General features: G+C 72.0%; 16 protein-coding genes. 7 read left to right on the top strand and 9 right to left on the bottom strand.

Annotation, left to right across the window (positions count from 1 at the left end):
- A partial coding sequence (locus tag F7R91_RS38735; protein ID WP_150958157.1) for a DUF475 domain-containing protein occupies nt 1–273 on the top strand: 273 nt, incomplete at its 5' end.
- A 45-nt stretch (nt 274–318) separates the two neighbouring features.
- On the opposite strand, the gene F7R91_RS38730 is transcribed toward F7R91_RS38735, so the two are convergent.
- The 7 genes from F7R91_RS38730 to F7R91_RS38700 all read right to left on the bottom strand — a co-directional run bounded on the left by F7R91_RS38730 (nt 319) and on the right by F7R91_RS38700 (nt 9,389).
- Nucleotides 319–2,589, bottom strand: coding sequence for an FdhF/YdeP family oxidoreductase (locus F7R91_RS38730; RefSeq protein ID WP_150958155.1), 2,271 nt, complete (start codon nt 2,587–2,589; stop codon nt 319–321).
- Nucleotides 2,590–2,676: 87 nt separating this feature from the next.
- Complete coding sequence (locus tag F7R91_RS38725) at nt 2,677–3,828, bottom strand: glutathione-independent formaldehyde dehydrogenase (protein WP_150958153.1); 1,152 nt, start codon at nt 3,826–3,828, stop codon at nt 2,677–2,679.
- A 257-nt stretch (nt 3,829–4,085) separates the two neighbouring features.
- On the bottom strand, nt 4,086–5,396 hold the full coding sequence (locus F7R91_RS38720; RefSeq protein WP_150958151.1) for a phytase: 1,311 nt from the start codon (nt 5,394–5,396) through the stop codon (nt 4,086–4,088).
- A 202-nt stretch (nt 5,397–5,598) separates the two neighbouring features.
- Complete coding sequence (locus tag F7R91_RS43390; RefSeq protein ID WP_230989837.1) at nt 5,599–5,862, bottom strand: lysylphosphatidylglycerol synthase domain-containing protein; 264 nt, start codon at nt 5,860–5,862, stop codon at nt 5,599–5,601.
- A 679-nt stretch (nt 5,863–6,541) separates the two neighbouring features.
- Nucleotides 6,542–8,029, bottom strand: coding sequence for a hypothetical protein (locus F7R91_RS38710; RefSeq protein ID WP_150958149.1), 1,488 nt, complete (start codon nt 8,027–8,029; stop codon nt 6,542–6,544).
- A gap of 164 nt (nt 8,030–8,193) precedes the next feature.
- Nucleotides 8,194–8,934 (bottom strand): HAD family hydrolase, encoded by a 741-nt coding sequence (locus F7R91_RS38705; RefSeq protein ID WP_150958147.1) that lies wholly within the window; start codon nt 8,932–8,934, stop codon nt 8,194–8,196.
- Between the two features lie 26 nt (nt 8,935–8,960).
- Complete coding sequence (locus F7R91_RS38700; RefSeq protein WP_408056099.1) at nt 8,961–9,389, bottom strand: nuclear transport factor 2 family protein; 429 nt, start codon at nt 9,387–9,389, stop codon at nt 8,961–8,963.
- Between the two features lie 25 nt (nt 9,390–9,414).
- On the opposite strand from F7R91_RS38700, the gene F7R91_RS38695 reads away from it, so the two are divergent.
- The 5 genes from F7R91_RS38695 (at nt 9,415) to F7R91_RS38675 (ending at nt 16,433) form a co-directional block, all read left to right on the top strand.
- Nucleotides 9,415–10,092 (top strand): nucleoside/nucleotide kinase family protein, encoded by a 678-nt coding sequence (locus F7R91_RS38695; protein ID WP_150958143.1) that lies wholly within the window; start codon nt 9,415–9,417, stop codon nt 10,090–10,092.
- A 308-nt stretch (nt 10,093–10,400) separates the two neighbouring features.
- Nucleotides 10,401–12,074 (top strand): phospholipid carrier-dependent glycosyltransferase, encoded by a 1,674-nt coding sequence (locus F7R91_RS38690; protein WP_150958142.1) that lies wholly within the window; start codon nt 10,401–10,403, stop codon nt 12,072–12,074.
- A 146-nt stretch (nt 12,075–12,220) separates the two neighbouring features.
- Nucleotides 12,221–13,144, top strand: coding sequence for a MurR/RpiR family transcriptional regulator (locus F7R91_RS38685; RefSeq protein WP_150958140.1), 924 nt, complete (start codon nt 12,221–12,223; stop codon nt 13,142–13,144).
- Nucleotides 13,145–13,557: 413 nt separating this feature from the next.
- Nucleotides 13,558–13,938 carry a hypothetical protein gene (locus F7R91_RS38680; protein ID WP_191971834.1) on the top strand — a complete coding sequence of 127 codons (381 nt, stop codon included), beginning with the start codon at nt 13,558–13,560 and terminating at the stop codon, nt 13,936–13,938.
- Between the two features lie 95 nt (nt 13,939–14,033).
- Nucleotides 14,034–16,433: a SpoIIE family protein phosphatase gene (locus F7R91_RS38675; protein ID WP_150958138.1), complete on the top strand. Its 2,400-nt coding sequence runs from the start codon at nt 14,034–14,036 to the stop codon at nt 16,431–16,433.
- A 223-nt stretch (nt 16,434–16,656) separates the two neighbouring features.
- Here F7R91_RS38675 and F7R91_RS38670 read toward each other — a convergent pair whose 3' ends face one another.
- Nucleotides 16,657–17,313, bottom strand: coding sequence for a peptidoglycan-binding domain-containing protein (locus tag F7R91_RS38670; RefSeq protein ID WP_150958136.1), 657 nt, complete (start codon nt 17,311–17,313; stop codon nt 16,657–16,659).
- A gap of 82 nt (nt 17,314–17,395) precedes the next feature.
- Nucleotides 17,396–18,232 (bottom strand): ATP-grasp domain-containing protein, encoded by an 837-nt coding sequence (locus tag F7R91_RS38665; RefSeq protein WP_150958134.1) that lies wholly within the window; start codon nt 18,230–18,232, stop codon nt 17,396–17,398.
- A 140-nt stretch (nt 18,233–18,372) separates the two neighbouring features.
- On the opposite strand from F7R91_RS38665, the gene F7R91_RS38660 reads away from it, so the two are divergent.
- Nucleotides 18,373–19,104, top strand: a complete 732-nt coding sequence (locus F7R91_RS38660; RefSeq protein WP_150958132.1) for a TetR family transcriptional regulator — start codon at nt 18,373–18,375, stop codon at nt 19,102–19,104.
- Nucleotides 19,105–19,144 lie beyond the last annotated feature (40 nt).

Raw genomic sequence — 19,144 nt, 5'->3', positions numbered from 1 at the left:
CGCTCCCTCACCGTCCACCTGGTCCGCCAGGGCACCCTCGACGACTACGTCTACCTCGAGCACGGCGCCCACTACGCCATCGGCGCCCTCGCCGCGATCCTGCTGATCACCATCCAGCACCAGATCAACGAGATCATCACCGGCCTGGCCGGAGTGCTCCTCATCGCGGCGTCCCTCCTCTCCTCCATACGCCGCAACAAGGCGCTCTCGGCGGAGACGGAAGGCGACGGCGAGAGGTCGGAGCAGAAGAGCGAGGTCTCGTCCGGGGCGTGACCGGACGGCGGGATGCCCGATCGGGCGTGACCGGCTCAGGCCGGGTCACGCCCGATCGTCGCGTTCGACGCGGATCACGATGGACTTGGACGTGGGGGTGTTGCTGGTCTCGGCCGTGGAGTCCAGCGCGACCAGCACGTTCGTCTCCGGGTAGTAGGCGGCGGCGCAGCCGCGCGGGGTGGGATAGCGGACGGCGCGGAAGCCCGGTGCGCGGCGTTCGCCGTCCGGGTGGACGCTGACCAGGTCGACCAGGTCGCCGTCGTGCAGGTGGAGGTCGCGGAGGTCGTCCTGGTTGAGGAAGACGACCCGCCGTCCGCCCTTGATCCCACGGTAGCGGTCGTCGAGGCCGTAGACGGTGGTGTTGAACTGGTCGTGCGACCGTACCGTCGTCAGCAGCAGGTGTCCCGGCGGGACGTCGGGCACGGTCGGTGGGTTGACGGTGAAGCGCGCCCTGCCGGTCGCCGTCGGGAAGGTGCGGGAGTCGCGCGGTGGCCTGGGGAGCATGAAGCCGCCGGGCTGCCGGATGCGCTGCTCGAAGGCGTGGAATCCGGGGACGACGTGCTCGATGTGGCGGCGGATCACGGCGTAGTCGTCGCGCATGTCGCGCCAGCCGAGATCGTCGCCGAAGAGCGCGTGCCCGAGGCCGGCGACGATCGCGACCTCGCTGCGCAGCTGCCGTGATCCGGGAAGGAGCCGTCCGCGCGAGGAGTGCACCATGGCCATGGTGTCCTCCACGGTGACGAACTGCTCGCCGGAGGCCTGCTGGTCCCGCTCGGTCCGGCCGAGGCAGGGCAGGAGAAGCGCCTCGGTGCCGTGGCACAGATGGGACCGGTTCAGTTTGGTCGCGACATGGACGGTGAGGGCGCAGTTGGCCAGAGCGGCCTCGGTGACCTCCGTGTCGGGCGAGGCCGAGGCGAAGTTGCCGCCGAGGCCGAGGAACACGTCGACCTCGCCGTCGCGCATGGCCTTGATCGAGTCGACGCTGTCCAGGCCGTGGGAACGGGGAGGATCGAACCCGAACTCGTCGCGGAGCTTGTCCAGGAACGTGTCCGGCATCTTCTCCCAGATGCCCATGGTGCGGTCGCCCTGGACGTTGCTGTGCCCGCGGATCGGGGCGGGCCCGGCACCGGGGCGTCCGATGTTGCCGCGCAGCAGAAGGAAGTTGACGATCTCGCGGACGGTGGCCACCGCGTTGCGGTGCTGGGTGAGCCCCATCGCCCAGCAGACGACGACGCGGTCCACGGCGAGTACATCGGCCGCGCAGTCCTCGATCAGCCGGCGGGACAGGCCGGCCATCGTCTCGATCCGCGACCAGTCCAGGGCACGCCATGCCGCCGCCGCTGCCTCGAAGCCCTCGCAGTACCGGTCGATGAACTCATGGTCGAGGACGGAGCCCGGCCGTTCGTCCTCCCGGTCGATCAGGGCCCGGTTCAGGCCCGCGAACAGAGCCAGATCGCCGTTGATGCGCACCGGGAGGTGGCGGTCGGCGAGCTGCGTACCCGAGCCGACCAGGCCGCGCGCGTTCTGCGGGTTGTGGAAGCGGCCGAAACCGGCCTCGGGGAGCGGGTTGGCGGCGATGATGCGGGCACCGCGTCGCTTGGCCTGTTCGAGCGCGGTGAGCATACGCGGGTGGCAGGTGCCGGGGTTCTGGCCCACGACGATGATCAGGTCCGCGTAGTCGGTGATGTCGGCGTACGCGATGAGGCCCTTTCCGACGCCGATGGTCTCGTTCAGGGCGGCGCCGCTCGACTCGTGGCACATGTTGGAGCAGTCCGGCAGGTTGTTCGTGCCGAACCTGCGCGCCAGCAGCTGGTACAGGAAGGCGGCTTCGTTGCTGGTCCGGCCGCTGGTGTAGAAGACGGCACGGTTCGGATCGGCGAGGCCGCGCAGCCGGTCGGCGGTGAGCGCGAGCGCGTCGTCCCACGAGATGGGCGCATAGTGGGTCGCGCCCTCGGCCAGATGCATCGGCTGGGCCAGCCGGCCCTGCGACTCCAGCCAGTGACCGTCCCGCTCCCGCAGGGCGGCGACGGAGTGCTCGGCGAAAAATGCCGCGTCGACGCGTTTGCGCGTCGCCTCCCAGGCGACGGCCTTCGCGCCGTTCTCGCAGAACTCCGCGATCTTCCGGTGGTCGGGATCGGGGTCGCCCCATGCGCAGCTCGGACAGTCGAATCCATCGACATGGTTCATCTTCAGTAGCGTCTGCAGACTGCGCTTCGGCCCCATTTCGGCCATGGAATACCGGGCGGACTCGGTGATGCCGTGCATTCCGGCACTGGACCTCTTGGGGCCCGTCGGGTTGATCGGTTTCTCATCCATGGCTGTCTCTTCTGCCCGACTCACTCACTATGGTGGGTCGGCTGCCGGGCTCGGGCTCCGGCAGCCGACCCTCAGCCGGTCGCGCCCCTACGCCGCGAGCGCGTGACCGGGATGCAGTACGACCTTGGTGTAGCCCTCGATCCGCTGGTCGAACTTCTCGTACGCGCTCGGCGCCTGCTCCAGTGGCAGTTCGTGGGAGACCACGAAGCTGGGCTTGGCGCGCCCCGCGATGATCAGGTCACGCAGCTGGCGGTTGTACTGCTTGACGTTGCACTGACCGGTGCCCATCCGCTGGCCCTTCTCGAACATCCTGCCGATGGAGACCAGCAGCTGGCCGTGCTTGGCGTTGTCGTCGGGGCCGCCCGGGTCGGAGGGCACGTACAGGCCCGGTATGCCGAGCATGCCCGTCGGCCGCACCGTCTCGACCAGTGTGTTGAGGACGACGGCGGGTTCCTCGTGGCTCGCGTCGTGCGCCTGGGCCTGGTAGCCGACGGCGTCGACGCCCTTGTCCGTTCCCTCGCCTCCGGTCTGTGCCTTGATCTGCTGGGCCGGGTCGCCCTTGGTGAAGTCGATCGGGATGGCTCCGATCTCCTCCGCCTTGGCGAGCCGCTCGGGCACCCGGTCCACGGAGAAGACCTTCGACGCACCGCGCAGCAGCGCTGAGTACGCGGCCATCAGCCCGACCGGGCCGGCACCGAAGACGGCGACGCTCTCTCCAGGGATCACCTGGGCGAGTTCGCATCCGTGGTAGCCGGTCGGGAAGATGTCGGCGAGCAGCACGAAATCGGTCTCGAACTCGTTGCCCGGCGGCAGCTTGAGACAGTTGAAGTCGGCGAACGGCACGCGCAGCAGTTCTGCCTGCCCGCCCTTGTAGGGGCCCATGGCCACATAGCCGTAGGCCCCGCCGGCGAAGCCCGGATTGACCGTCAGACAGAATCCGGTCTTTCCGGCAAGGCAGTTCTTGCAGAATCCGCAGGCGACGTTGAACGGCATGACGACGCGGTCGCCCTTGGACAGGGAGGTCACACCGGCGCCGGCTTCCTCGACGATGCCCATGTTCTCGTGTCCGAAGACAATGCCCGACTCGGCGGCCGTGCGGCCCTCGTACATGTGGAGGTCGGATCCGCAGATGGCGGTCGATGTGACACGTACCAGCACGTCGTTCGGGTGCTGGATCTGCGGATCGTCGACATCTCTGATGGCGACGCTGAAGGGCTTCTCGTAGACAACGGCTTTCACCTGGATCACCTCCGCGTCGAACGCTGGGTGACGACGACGGACCACCGTTGTCGAGGCACTTGCCGGGAGAACACGTCACGAGGCTGAGCCCCTCGGTCCGTGTCGTGGGCCCTGGCGCTCTGGCTTCACCATTGGATACCTCCAGGGAACTCCCCTACGGCATGAGCTGCAACCCCCGCCCGGCGGGAGTCCGGGGTCACGAGTGATCGCAAACTGTGCTGCGGCTGCCGGACCGGGCCCGGCGGCCGCAGGGAACCTCACATGTCGGTGGCGTCCACGACCGCTCCGAGGTCGACGAACTTGAAGCCGGTCGCCGTGCGCGTGCCGCCCTCCCCGTCCGGCACCTCAGGGGTCTCCCGGCCGTCCTGGACCACGAGCAGGCCGCGCGGATAGCGAGAGCCCAGCGGGGCGTTCAGCACGGCGGCACCGTCGCACTCCTCCACGCTGTCGAGCGTGTCCGAGGCCGCGCCGATGCGGAAGCCGCCCTCGTACTCGTTGTCCTCGCTCACCTCACGGTCGTACAGGGCGAAGGTGTTGTCGCCCTGGCTGGAGGCGAGCAGATAGCCGTCGCCGTCCCGCTCCTGGAAGATCGTCAGGCCCTCGACGTCGGCCGAGAGGCGCTTGCCGCCGTAGCCGGGGTCGGCGCCGGGCGTGCACTCCTCGGTCTCGTCGTCGTAGGTCCCGGGGACGCCGTACTCCCTGACCTTGTCCACCAGGACCGGCTTGCCGGTGAGATCGGCGCGCAGCCGCCAGATGCCGATGTCCTCCTGGCCCGCGTAGAGGGTGCCGGTGGCCGGGTCGACGGCCATGCCCTCGACCTGCGGGAGTTCGCCGGGCTCGGCGCAGGGGCTCCAGGATGTGTCGTCGGGCAGGCGGAAGGAGGACGGCAGGTCGAGGGTGCGGATCTTGCGGTAGCCGACCGTGCCGCCGGTGGCGGGGACGAGTTCGAGCAGGGCGAGGCGGGTGCGTTCACGCCGGCTGACCAGCGCGTATGTGCGTCCGCTGGCCTTGTCCGTCCAGGTGGCCAGTCCGTACGCGGTCCTCTGGTCGTTGATCTCGGCTTGGTCGGCGGAGAACACCGGGGCTGCCGAGGGGTCGGTGATGTCGGTCAGCGGGCCGCCCCGGTGGGACGGGTCGATGCGGTAGATCCGCAGGCGGTCGTTGCCGCGGTCGCTCACGACGGCCACGTCGGCGCGGCCGGTCGAGGTGCGCAGGCCGGAGACGAGGTCGACGTTGTTGAAGCGGCCCGGGGCGTCGTCCTGCGAGGGCGGCTTCGGGGCGGACAGCGACTGCACGAGACGTGCTCTCAGGTCGTAGACCCGCAGCCCGCCTTCCTTGGCCGTGGCCACGACGAGGCTGCGGCCGGGATCGGCGGCGTTCCGCCAGATCGCCGGGTCATCGGCGTCGGAGTTGCCGCCTGCCTCGTCGTCGTAGAGCGCGGCGGTCTCACCGGTGGGGGTCACCACCGGCAGCTCGGCCGCTTCCGCGGGGGAGGTGGCAAAGAGGGTGACCAGTGCGGTGCTCGCGGCGAGAAATTCGGCACTGCGCGCGATGCGTGGCGTTGTCACGGGCGCTTCCTTGTCGTCGAGGATGTCGGGGACATGCCGATGATGCGCTGGAAGCTTTCACCCAGGAGCGGGTCAACTGCCCACGCTTTCATGGGGAGTACGGCTGTACGTCGGGTGAAGTTCGCCTGGAAGGGCGGCATTGGGCAGGCCGTCAGGGCCACCAGGGCGATCTACAAGCCGCTCACGCATGGCGCAGCCGGGCTCACAGTGCCCTCCGGCGGATCAGCGCCGCGAGCACCAGCAGGCCCGGGATCAGGGGCAGCCACACCGTCAGCAGGCGGTAGCCGAGCATGGTGGAGGCTGCCGCTGCGGCGGGCGCTCCGGCCGATGGAAGGCCGAAGGCGAGTGCGGCATAGAGGGAGCCGAGGGCACCCGGGGTCGGCAGCAGGGCCGCGGCGCTGCTTGCCGCCAGGAACAGCAGCGCCACCCGGCTCGGCGGGAGCGGCAGCGCTACGGCTTGGCCCACGGCGATCAGCACCAGTGAGTGCAGCGCGGCGGAGCCCAGGGATCCGCCTCACAGAGCGGCGGCCCGTCGTGGTCGCGCGTGGACGGCCCGGATGTCCGCCGGCATCGCGGTCAGGGCCCGGCGGACCCGGGGCCACAGCGCCCGGCCACCAGGACCGTGCACGCCGCGGCGGCCACCGCCACGCCATGAGCACCCCGACAGCCCGGATACACGGGGTGGCCGCAGCACCTGGGCACGCCGTCGCGAGTACGGCGATCAGCGCGCCGCGCGCGACCCCGCCGGCAGCGGCCTTGGGCGGCGAGCGCGGTCGCCGAGCGGGCGGCATACCGCAGCGCATGAGGAACCGCAGGTTCACCGCACCCGCACCGAGCCCGGCGGGCAGCACATGGTTGGCGGCGGAGGCGGCGAACTTGGGGGCCACCAGAGGCGCGAAGGGCAGTCGCCGGGTCACCGCGCCCTGCTGGGCCGGCGCCGCGCACATCCATGTCGCGGCGGCGGCCGTGGCGGCGAGCGCAGCGGCCCTGGTCGGCGACGGCGAGCCGGACGGCCCCGGCTTCCAACACCGACCAGTGACGCCGGGCCGGCCTGACAGCACCGGCCAGGACGGCGAGGGTGAGGGCGAGGGCTGTGTGCCAGTAGGCGCGTCTGCGCAGGGACGGGACCGTGATCCGCTCGGACGTCATGCAGGTCCGCCGGGCGGGGCCAGGTGGATGCGCACCTCGCCGGATCGGCGGACCTCCCAGGTGCGGGCGTAGGCGGGCGGCCTGCCCGCCGGCCCGCTGAGCACGGCGACCGGAACGCGGCGCGTGGTCCGCAGGATCTCCGCTTCGGTGGTGTTGGCGTTGTTGCCACGCGTCTGAGCGGAGGCACAGCCGGTGTAGAAGGCGATCGGGATGGCTTCGTGCCCGGTGAGCAGGCAGGGGGGACGCACCCCAAGGCGGTGCAGCTCGGCGGCCGTGCGGGCCCAGGCGCGGCGGGCGGCGGCGGTGCGGTCCACGGTGTGGTCCACGACGGCGTACTGCACCGCGAGGTGACCCGCGAGCGCGAGGGCGACGAGGGCCGCGCCCAGCGGCCGCCATCGGCCGCCGGGTGTGGCGGCCAGACGGAACAGGCCGTCGGCCACCGGGATCGCCAGCAGCGCGTAGGCCGGCAGCAGGAAGCGGGGAGCCGCGTATCCGATCATGAACAGGTACGGGACGGCGGCCGTCGTGGCGCAGACCAGCGGGACCAGGGTGCGGATGGTGCGCCGGGCGCGGTGGGCGACGGCGAGGCCTAGGCCTGCGAGCACCGGGAGGGCGCACCACCACAGCATGAGTACCGGCTCGGGCCACGGCCCGGTGCAGGGGCGGCACAGGGCGCGCCCGCCCAGGCTGCGCATCTGATCGTCCACCGCGAAGTTCCAGCCGAGGCCTCCCTGGACGCGCGAGGCGTCGGAGAGCCGTTGGCCGAGGCCGCCGTAACTGACGTACGCCTCGACCACCCACTCGGCGGCTCCCGCGACGAGTCCCGCCACCAGGACGGCCGCGAGCCGCGCGCGGCGGGTGAAGGCCGCGAGGACGAGCAGCGGCAAGGTCACCCACACCGCGTCGGTGGGGCGCATCCACGCCATGACCGCGGCGCCGGCCGACACGCCCCACAGGGCCGCGCGGCCGTAGCGGTCGGCGCGGGCCCGCAGGAAGCAGCCGACGCAGGCCAGGGCGCCGACGGCGACCCAGTAGTTGGGCATGGCCTGCGGGGCGTAGAAGAGCGTCACCCACAGGGTGGCGAAGAGCGCGCCGGCGCCGGCCAGGACCCTGGCCGGGAACAGGCCGCGCCAGGCGCGCAGGGCGAGGTAGAGGCCGAGGCCGGACAGCAGGGCGAGGTAGACGCGCAGCAGCGGGGTGGAGGTGGACCAGGCCGCGACGGGGGCCACGAGCAGGGGCACGCCTCGGGCGCGCGGGGCACTGAAGAAGGCCGCCGGGGCCTGGGGGCTCACCTGGCTGACGTACACCGCCTCGTCCCAGCCGAGCCCCATTCCCGGTGGTACGAGGACGAGTTGGGCCACCGTGAAGGCGCCGGCCACGGCGGCGAGCGGCCCGTTGCCGCGCGCACGCCAGGACGGGCCGGGTCTGTCGGGTGCATGGAGTCGCCGCATTCCGGCGAGAGCCGCGTCGGCGCCGTTGCCCATCGTCCACCTCTTGCCCCCCGCGATCCACGGGTTGTCCGTCTCCCCGCAGCCCGCCGGGCCGAAGGCACGAGTCAGCGAAACCGGCGAAAATCTCCAAATCGCCGAAATTATGAGCAAACTAACCTGTCTCGGACAGAGGTGCAGTTCGGACTACGTCAGGTGCCTCACGCCTGCCCTCCCAGCTCGGCGAGATCGTCGACGACCCGGTGCGCGCCGTGCGCGTACAGCGCGTCGCGCTGGCCCGCACGGTCGACGCCGACGACGTAACCGAAACGGCCCGACCGGCCCGCGTCCATACCGGCCAGGGCGTCCTCGAAGACGGCACAGTGGGCCGCGTCCGTGCCGAGGTCGTGGGCCGCGGCAAGGAAGGTGTCGGGGTGCGGCTTGCCCGGCAGATGCCGCTCGGCGGCCACCACTCCGTCGATGCGTACGTCGAAGAGGTCCTCGGCGCCGATCGCGCGCAGCACGTCGCGGCAGTTGGCGCTGGAGGAGACGACCGCGGTGCGCAGACCGTGCGCGCGGACCGCCTCGATGTAGCGCAGGGTGCCCTCGTAGGCCTCGACTCCGCCGGTCCGGATCGTGGCGAGAAGCAGGTCGTTCTTGCGGTTGCCGACTCCATGGACGGTCGGGGCGTCGGGTGGGTCGCCCGGTTCACCTTCGGGCAGTTCGATGCCGCGGGAGGCCAGGAAGGTGCGGACGCCGTCGGGGCGCGGGAGCCCGTCGACGTACTCGTCGTAGTCGGTGACGGCGTCGAACGGCCGGAACTGCTCGCCCTCGCGCTCGCGCAGGAACGCGTCGAACGTCGCCTTCCAGGCGGCCGCGTGCACCGCGGCCGTCTTGGTGACGACCCCGTCGAGGTCGAAGAGGCAGGCCAGGATTTCTTCGGGGAGACCGAGCTGAGTCATACCGGAGACCGTTCCCCGCGACAGGGTCAGTCGTGCGGGAACGAGTGGTGCTCGTGGGCGACGGTCCAGCGGCCCCGCTCCTTGCGCAGGCCGAACGTCAGCCGCAGCCGGAGGGCGGGGTGCTCGGCAAGTTCCTCCGGGGTCCCGCAGCGCAGCAGCGCGTGGGCGTAGGCCACGTCCTCGCCGGCGGTGACGTCGAGGGTGTCGATGTCGAAGCAGGCGCCCTGGGCCTGCCAGTCGAAGAACGGCGGCCAGGTCGCGGCGTAGGGCAGCAGCCCCCGGATGCCCTCGTGCGGCGGCGGCACGTCGTACATCAGGATGTCGTCGGCGTGGTCCGCGAGGACGCCGTCGAGGTCGCCCCGGTGAACGGCTTCGGCCCACTTCGTGATCAGTATGCGGATCTGTGTCTCGTCGTCGGCCACGGTGCGGCTCCCTCCTCCCCCTCTCACCAGCATCGGCCCGGCTGACACACTCTGCTGTGTGCCGCTGACATTCGACGACCTCCTCGACCGCGCGCGAGCGCTCGCCCCCGCAGGGCGGCGGGCAGTCCTCGGCATCGCCGGCAGCCCGGGCGCGGGCAAGTCGACGCTCGCCGGGCATCTGGTACGGGCGCTCAACGGCGCCGGGGACCCATGGGTCGCGCACATCCCCATGGACGGCTTCCACCTGGCCGACGCCGAACTGGACCGGCTCGGCCTCCGGGACCGCAAGGGCGCGCCGGACACCTTCGACGCGGCGGGGTACGCGGCACTGCTGCGCCGCCTGCACGAGGTCGGCAGCGCTGAGTCGGGCGACGGTGACATCGTCTACGCGCCCGGCTTCGAGCGGGTCCTGGAGCAGCCGCTCGCGGGAGCCGTACCGGTGCCGCCGACGGCCCGGCTGATCGTCACGGAGGGCAACTACCTGCTGCTGGGCACGGGTGCCTGGGCGAGGGTCCGGGCGCAACTGGACGAGGTGTGGTTCTGCGAGCTGGACGAGGAGGAGCGCATCCGCCGCCTGGTCGCCCGGCACGAGGAGTTCGGCAAGGGCCACGAGGAGGCGACGGACTGGGTCCTCGGCACCGACCAGCGCAATGCCGACCTCGTCGCGACGACCCGGGACGGGGCCGACCTCGTCGTACCGATGACGGCGCTGCCGCGCGTGGACGCCGGGACGTAGCGGCTCACGCGCGCAAGGTCGGCTCCGGTTCCCCCGCCCGGGGCGGGGCCGCCCGCCTGCTCCTGGGTGCGCTCCGATCTGGAATACCAGGAAGCAGACGGGTATCGCCTCGGTGCTCCGCGGCCGGTTCGACCAGGCCGGGCTGAACTCCGACGGGCTGCGGGCCGTACCCCTTTGTACGGCGGAAGGTCTGTCGGTACGACTCCTGACGCGGTGACGCCCGTGCGGCGGGAGCTGGTGCAGAGTAGGCCCATGCTGCGTCCTCGCATCACTCCCGCCATCCTGCGCCCGGTGTCACCGCGGGGCGGATGATGACGCGCGCACAACACTCGGTCCTCGACCGGGACACAGGTCCGGACCTGCCCTCCGCGCGGTCGGCGGGGACGTCCCGCAGGCGGTGGCTGGTGCCGCTGTTCGTGGTGCTGCTGCTCGCGCAGATGGCGTTCGCGATGGTGTCCACCGCGGTGCAGCAGACGCCGACCATCGACGAGCCGGTGTATGTGGGGACGGCGGCCGACTATCTGCACGAGCACTCCGTGCGCTACAACCCCGAGCATCCGCCGCTCGGCAAGCTGGTGATCGCGGTCGGTGTGGCCGTGGCCGACCCGCACGTCGACGCCGCCTTCACGGGCGACCAGGGGCAGCTGGGGCGGCATCTGCTGTACGAGTCCGGCAACGACCCGTGGCGGCTGATGCTGTGGGCCCGCCTCCCGGTGATCGTGCTGACGCTGCTGTTCGGGCTTGTCGTCTTCGCCTTCGCCCGTGACCTCGCCGGACCGGCCGCCGGGGTCGCCGCCCTCGCGCTGTACGCCTTCTCCCCCGATGTCGTCGCGCACGGCTCGCTGGCCACGCTCGACGTGCCGGCCGCCGGGTTCCTGCTGACCTCCGTGTGGCTGCTGTGGCGGGCACGCCGGCGGCCCCGGCTGTATGTGCCGCTCGCCGGGGTGGCGCTCGGGGCGGCCCTGGCCACGAAGATGAGCGCGGTGCCCGCCGTGCCGGTGCTGCTGGTGCTGGCCGCCGTGTCCGTGTGGTGCGCGGACGGGCGGGAGCGCCGCCGGCGGCTGGTGCGGGCGGCCGCGGGGGCGGCCGTCGTGGCGCTGGCCGCCGTGGCCGTCGTATGGGCGGTGTATCTGGCGGTGGACCCGCGGCTGCGGTGGACGCCCCAGCAGCAGGTGCCCGCCGTCCATGGGCTGCGGGGACTGGTGGTGGACCTGATGCCGTTCCCCGAGGCGTACCGGGACGGGATGCGGATCCAGTTCGGCCTGGAGAACTACCCGTGGCAGGGCTTCCTCTTCGGCCGGCTGTACACCGGCTCGCTCTGGTACTACCTGCCGGCCGCGCTGCTGGTGAAGACCCCGCTCGGCATGCTCGCGCTGTGGGCGGCCGGTGCCGTCGTGGTGACGGCGGTACGGCGGCTTCGGCCCGCGGCGCCGTATCTGCTGGTCCCCTCCGGGGTGCTGCTGGTCGTGGCCATGGACGGGTCGCGGAACTTCGGCACGCGGTACGCCGTCTTCCTGCCGATGTTCCTGGCGGTGGCGGCGGGCTGCGTCCTGGCGGTGCGCCGGAGATGGGTGCCGGTCGCGACGGGAGTGCTGGTGCTGTTCGTCGCGGTCAGCTCGCTGCGGACGTATCCCTCCTACCTGCCGTACTCCAACGAGGCGTTCGGCGGGCCCGCGAAGACTCATCTGCGGCTGCACGACTCCAACGTCGACTGGGGCCAGGACCTGGGCCGGCTCGCCGACCGGCTGCGCGAACGGTACCGGGGAGAGCGGATCTGGCTCGTCTACAAGGGCAGTGGCGTGCCGTCCTTCTACGGCATCGACGCGGCCGACCCGCGCGCGGCGCCCCTGGACGAGGTGCGCGGGGTGCTGGTCGTGTCCGACTCGGCGGCGGCCAAGGCGACGGGGCGGCTGAGACAGCTGATCGACAGCAGTCGTCCGGTCGACGACGTCGGTCACTCGATCACGATCTACCGACGATGACACAGGTCCCGGTGGCGCGCCGCGCCCGGTGTGGCCGCCGCCGGCCGCGGCTCCGCTCCCGGCGGTCGGAAGCCCCGGTACAAGCCCTGGTCACGCAGGTGCTTGAGCTATGTTGAATCTCTGTGGAAGACAAAGGAGGCGCACCTGTGCAACAGTCGCAGCAGGCACGCGCACAGGCATCAGCGATCACCTCGGGAAAGACCGCACCGGAGACGGAGGCCGCTCCGGCCTCCCAGCTCAGGGCGCTCTTCGACAGGCCCAGGCTGTCTCCGGGGCAGCGGCGCATCGCCCAGTACCTGATCGAGCACATCACCGAGGCTGCGTTCCTCTCGATCACCGATCTCGCGGACCGCGTCGGCGTGAGCCAGCCGTCGGTGACGCGGTTCGCCGCGGCCGTCGGCTTCAGCGGCTACCCCGCACTGCGCGAGAGGCTTCAGTCGATCGCCCTGCGCACGCTGGCCGGCGGGCCCGGCATGACCGAGGAGAACGGGAGCAACGAACTCCAGGCGGCGGTCGACGCCGAGTTGGAGAACCTGGAGAACCTGCGGCGGGACTTCGCCGACCCGGACCAGGTGATCGACGTCGGCCGCGAGCTGTCCCGGTCCTCGCCGCTGACCGTTCTGGGGCTGCGCATCTCGGCCTCGCTGGCCGAGTACTTCGCGTACGCGTCGCGCCGGATCCATCCGGACGTGCGGCTGGTGACACGGGGCGGCAGCGTCGCCTACGACGCCCTGCTCCAGTCGCGCGAGGCCGGCGGCACCTGGGTGCTGGCGTTCTCGATGCCCCGGCACGCGCACGAGACGCTCACCGCGCTGCGGGTCGCGCGCGGCGCCGGGCTGCGGGTCGCCCTGGTCACCGACCTGGCGCTCGGAGAGGTGGCCGACGAGGCCGACATCGTGTTCGCCACCGGCACCGGCTCGCGGCTCGTCTTCGACTCCTACGCCGCGCCCGGTGTGATGGCCGCCGCCCTGCTGCAGGCCATGACCGACGCTGACCCGGAGCGCACCCAGGCCCGGCTGGAGGAGTACGAGCAGATCTCCGACCAGCACCACTTCTTCCTGCGCGACTGACCTCCCACTCCGGCAAATCGGGCCGCAGTGGGTTTATTCGTCTTAATTCACGCATGAATGTTTTCATACGTCTTGCAAAGCGGACGGCATATATAAATACTGCTCACGGATCGCGCCCCGACCGCTCCGGGACGCGTTCCGCACCCCCGTCCTCACCACCCGCACCTGCCCGCCAGAAAGCCGACGGTCCGCCCATGCGCACGCTGCACCATCCGCCGCGCCGGCCCACCGACGGCGTTCCCGGGCTCCAGCTCGAACACCCCAAGGCTCCGGCTCCTACCCGCGTCGGTGCCCAGGGTGTTCGTTCGGGCGACGCCTCGGCGAGCGCCCTTGGCGGCCCCGGTCATCCCCTAGACCGGGGCCGCCCCACCCCCCGTCGGACCACCCCTCACGACGCCGTACACCCGGAAGCGATGACCATGACTCTGACGACGACGCGCACCAGGCCGGACTGGCCGTGCCAGGTCAAGATCCCCGGCAGTTACGACTGGGAGCGCTCGGCGGCCAAGTGGCTGCGCGAGCTGGTGCCCGCGCGCTACGCCAGCTACCCCGCCCTGATGCGCCACCCCGTGCTGCTGGCCCGCCATGCGCAGATCCAGGTCCAGCACGAGATCCGGGTCGCGCGCACCGCCCTGCAGACGGCCCGGGCCGATCTGCCCGGACTGGGCCTGCCCGAGTCGGTGATCGAGCACACGATCAAGCTGTACGCGGCCGAGGTCATGCAGCTGCAGCACATCGCCCGCAGCGTCCGCGCCGTCAGCCAGGCGCTGGCCGAGCACAACCTGGGACGCTGAGCCAGGACCGCACCGCACGGGCCTGATCCGCCCGCTCCGCGCGGATCCAGGACCTCACCGCCGAAATCGCCGGTCACCTGTGCGATGCTCATCGCGTGACGAGCGAACCGGCCGTTCCGGAAGAGCCCGGCGCGGGGTTGGAGACCGCCGCACTGGCCAAAGTCGTCGCCCGCCAGCGCGCCGAACTGGACCGGCTGCGGGACCTGGCGGCGACCTCAGCTGTCCTGGAACGGGCCAAGGGCGCCGTGATGGCGCTGACCGGCTGCACTCCGGACGCCGCCGGCGAGGAGCTTCTGCAACGCGCGAACGCCGCAAACCGCACGCTCCTGGAGGAGTGCTGGATCACGCTCGGCGGCCTGGTGCCCCCGCCGGACCGTCCGGCACAGGAGCCGCCGGCCGCCGGCGCGGCGGACGACTCCTGGCCCCTGTTCCCGGTCACCACCCGGGACACCTCCGACGCCTCCGGGGGCTTCGCCGCCCTCGGGCGCCTCGGCAAGGCACTCGTCCATGTCAACACACAGCAGGATCTGGCCCGTTGCCTTCTGGAGCACCTGGCGCCGGAGGTGGAGGCCGACGCGGTCATGATCTACGCGCGTCTTCCCGCCGGCGGGCTGGAGCTGGTCGGCCACTCCGGGATCGACGACACCCTGGCCGCCCAGTGGCATCAGGTGCCGCCGGTGAGCGGGGTCCCCGCGCTCGACGCGCTGCAGGCCCGTCAGCCGTGCTGGCTGGAGGACATCGAGGCGGACAAACAGCGGTATGTGCTCATCGGCGACCCGCCCGAGCGCTGGCTGTCCCGCGCCTGGCTGCCCGTCCCGGCCGTGGACACGGCCGAGGTGTGCATCGGAGTGCTGCGCAGCCGGAGCGGACCGTTCGGGCCGCGCAGCCGGGAGCTTCTGCTCGCCGTCGCCCGGCTGTGCGCCGGCCGGCTGCGTGCCTTCGCCCTCCGGCAGGAGCCGACCGCCGAGAGCGGCGCCGACGCCGTACAGGCGGTGTTCGACGCGCTGCCGGGCGCGGCGATGCTCCTCGCGCCGCTGCGTGCCCCCTCCGGTGAGGTCGAGGACTATCGCATCGACGCCGCGACCCCGGACGCGGTCGACGTCGTCGGCCGCACCGGCCGCGAACTGGTCGGACGGCGCATCCTGGAGTGCTTCCCGAGCATGGCGGGCGAGGCGCTGTGGCAGGGCTGCCACCGTGCGCTCGCCACCGGGGAGCCGTACGAAGGCGAGCCGTTCGCCCTCCAGGAGGTCGTGGCCGGCGCCGCCGAGCTGGCCACGTACTCGCTGCGGGCGGCGCGCCTCGGCGGCAGTCTGGTCGTCACCTGGATCCGGCACGAGTCCTCCGACCGCCAGGAGCAGCGGCTCGCGGACCTGCAGCGCCTCGGCAGCCTGGGCTGGGCGAACTGGAACCTGGTCACCCACGAGGTCAGCTGGTCCTCGCAGGTCTACGCCCTCCTCGGCCGTGACCCCGACAGCGGAGCGGTCCATCTGCGCGCCCTCCCGGGGCTCGCCGTCGCGGAGGACATGCCCGCGCTGTCCCGGGCGGTGCGGGAACTCGTCCGCGACGGACAGCCGTTCGACCTGCCGTTCCGGGTCAGGACGGACGGCGGCGTGCGGCATCTGCGGATCGTCGCGGAGCCGATGGCGGACGTCCGCGGCACCCCGGTCGAGGTCCACGGCTTTGTCCAGGACCTCACCGATCTGCGCAGCGCGGAGCTGGCCCTCCTGCAGAGCGAGCGGGCGATCCTCACCCAGCACGGTGTGCTGCGCGCCGAGCGGACCCTCGCCGCCCGGCTGCAGCACGCGCTGCTGCCGCTGCCCACCCGGCCCGTCCGCCTGGCCGGACTGCGTGTCGAAGTCGCCTACCTGCCCGCCCAGTCGGGGCTGCATGTCGGCGGCGACTGGTTCAGCGCCATCGAACTGCCCGACGGGGACGCACTGTTCGTCGTCGGCGACGTCGCCGGTCACGGCATCGACGCCGTCGCCACCATGGCCCAGCTCCGCTTCACCGCCAAGGGCATGGTCATCACGGGCTCGTCGCTGACCCGCGCACTGGCCCGGCTCAACGCACTCCTGCTGCACTCGCATGACTCCCAAGGCACCGCGACCATGATCCTGGCCCGGTACGACCGGGCGGAACGCCGGCTGGTGTGGGCCCAGGCGGGCCATCCGCCGCCGCTGCTGCTGCGCGGCGGCAAAGCGCGCTATCTCGACCGCCCCCGCGGCATGCTGCTCGGTGCGAGCACCGCGCCGGTCTTCGAGGAGGCGGAGTGCCGCCTCGATCCGGGCGACCGGATGATCCTGTACACGGACGGCCTGGTCGAGCGGCCCGCGGAGGGCATCGACCGGGGCTTGGAGCGGTTCGCCGAGGCCGCCGTGTCCCATCACACGGACCAGCCGGGCTCCCTGGGCCCGTTGCTCGCCAGTGTGCTGGAGGGCGAGCGGCGGGACGACGTCTGTGTCGTCGACATCCGGCTGCCGGCCCACGGCGAGTAGCGGGGAGCCTCAGTCGTCGTCGCGATGCCTCCCGTACCAGAACACGCCCACGACGAGGGCCATCAGGAAGAGGACGGGCAGCACCAGGCCCGGAATACGGGAGCCGCTCATGGGCGTGGCCTTCGGTTCGGTACGACGGTCGGGAAACCTTCGCACCTCGGCTGCCCGGGCCGGCGTCCGGCCAGTCGTCTTCACCGGTACTTTCACTCCCCCGGGTGGCGGGTCAGCCGTAGCCCTGTGCCGTACGCGATTCGAGCATGAGCCGGGTGTCGTCGCCGTACACACCGTCCTCGTCGCCCCGGATGCCGTACCAGAGCTGGAAACGGGCCACCGCCTCGGTCAGGACGGCGTCGTAGCGGCCGCTGGCGGACCCGTTCTCGTAGACGTTCGGGACGCTGAGCAGCCGCTGCTGGAGTTCGGTCACCTCGGGGCCGCTGTCCCCTTCGCGGAGGGTGCCGGAGCTGTCGGGGCCGCCCGCGCCCGAGGTCGCTGCCGAGGTGGGCGCCGTGGAAGCGGCCGCGGTCGGGGCCTGTGCGACCGAGGCGTCGCTCCGGTCGGGCAGCAGGAGCGCGCAGCCGAATCCGGCCAGGGCCGCGGCGGCCACCGTGGTCACGGCAGCGGTGCGGCCCAGTACGGACCCACGGCGACTGTGCGAGGGCGGGTACCGGTGGTGGGCGGTGAAGGGCGGCAGTTCCTGAGTCTCGGCCTCGGCGGCTCCCGGGGCCGGCCGGGGCAGGGGCACCGGCTCGTAGGCGCCCGTGCCCTGTTCGAACTCGCGGAACAGCTCCGCGAGGGCGTCGGTGCGGCGGGGGCGCAGTACTCGGATCGGTTCGAGCGCGGGGCCGTCCTGCGGCCGCTCCCGGTCGGGCGGTGTCGGCACGGTGGTCTCCTTCCGACCCGCGCGGGGTCGTCGCCGTTCCCCGGGGAGTGATACGTGGCCGGCGCCGCGGAAGTTCAGACCGCTACCGGTCGGGTGTGGCGAGGAACCGGTGCAGGGAGGCCGTCATGGCGGCCACGAACGCCTGCCGCCGTTCCTCGCTCAGGGCGTCCAGGGAGAGGTACGGGTTGAGGTCCTCCAGCTCGACCAGCAGCAGCTCACCGCCCGGGGCCCGGCAGGCGTCGACGCGCTGGATGCCGTGGTCGACGGCGTTCCAGTCGATGAACCGCCGGGCGAACTCCAGGTCGTCCGCGGTGGGCTCGTACGGCTCCAGCTGCCAGCGCCGGTCGGTGTCCGGGGCGTAGAGGGCGTACTGGAAGTCGTGGTCGACGAAGTAGAAGGAGACCTCGTAGGCGAAGTCGATGCGCGGCTGGACGAGGACGTCCCCGTCGGCCAGATCGCGCACCCGGTCCGCGGACACGATGCGCAGGCCCACGGAGTCGGCGCCGAACCGGGGCTTGACGACATACTCGTCCGCCTCGGGCAGCCGGTGCAGGTCCTCCGGCCGGTCGACGGTGGGGATGACCGGGGCCCCGGCCGCGCTCAGGTCCAGCAGGTACTGCTTGCCGGCCATGTCCGCCCGGCCGGTCAGCGGGTTGTAGACCCGTGTCCCGCGAGCGAGGGCACGCGCGCGGAAGGCGTCGTAGGCGGCCTGGTACTCCAGGACGGGACCGCTGTTGCGGATCACGACGGCGTCGAAGGCGTCCATCAGCGCGGCCGCGTCGCGCGGATGGCACAGCGCGAGGTCGAAGTCGGTGCGGAGCCGGGAGGTCAGGAAGATGTCCTCGTCGCAGTAACGGCGTCCGCGTGCGGGGTACGCCAGGTCGGTGACGTACAGGATGCGGGGTCGTGCGGACGGCATACGGTTCTCCTCGGAGGCGGGGGCCGATCATAAGCACGGGGGCGGCGCAGCGGTGCGGCGGGATTCCCCAGCACCGGCCGAGGGCACTCAGTTCCCTCGCATCTGCGCACTGAGTGCCATCGGGTGCTACGTTCCCGACCATGAGCTCCAGCAGTGAGGCACCCCGCCGGGACGAGAAGACGGCGACGGCCGCGAAGCCGCCCATGCGGGACGCCCTGGTGGCGGCGGCCTTCCGGTTGTTCCTGGAGCGGGGCTACGAGCAGACCACCGTCGACGACATCGTGGCGCTCGCCGGCGTGGGACGCCGGTCGTTCTTCCGGTACTTCCCGTCCAAGGAGGACGTGGTCTTCCCCGACCACGAACGGTGTCTGGCCGACATGACGGCCTTCCTCGCCTCCGGCGACGACGAGGACGAACCGGTGCGCCGGGTGTGCGACGCGGCCCGGCTGGTGCTGCGCATGTACGCCGAGAACCCGACGTTCTCCGTGCAGCGCTACCGCCTCACCAAGCAGGTGCCCGGCCTGCGCGCCTACGAGCTGTCCGTGGTGTGGCGCTACGAGCGTGCCCTCGCCGAGTATCTCCGCGGCCGCTTCGCCGGCCGGCGCGACGGGACCCTGCAGGCCGACGTGATCGCCGCCGCGGTGGTCGCGGCGCACAACAACGCGCTGCGTTCCTGGCTGCGCTCGGACGGGCAGGGCGAGGCGAGCGCCGCGGTGGACCACGCCCTGGGGTATGTGCAGTCCGCCTTCGGCGCGGCTCCCGCGTATCCCGTCCACGAGCAGCCCGAGGACGTGGTGGTCGTCGTGTCCCGGCGCGACGCGCCGCTGTGGCGGGTGGTCCAGGAGATCGAATCGACGCTCGGGCGCGGCTGACCCGCGCCCGCCGCGGGGCGGTCCGCGGAGCGGGATCCGC

Origin of the sequence: Streptomyces luteolifulvus, assembly GCF_008806595.1 — a bacterium.
In the GTDB taxonomy this organism is placed as follows: Bacteria; Actinomycetota; Actinomycetes; order Streptomycetales; family Streptomycetaceae; genus Streptomyces; species Streptomyces luteolifulvus.
The sequence above is the reverse complement of the archived record's forward strand: the minus strand, read 5'-3'. Positions and strand labels throughout refer to the sequence as shown.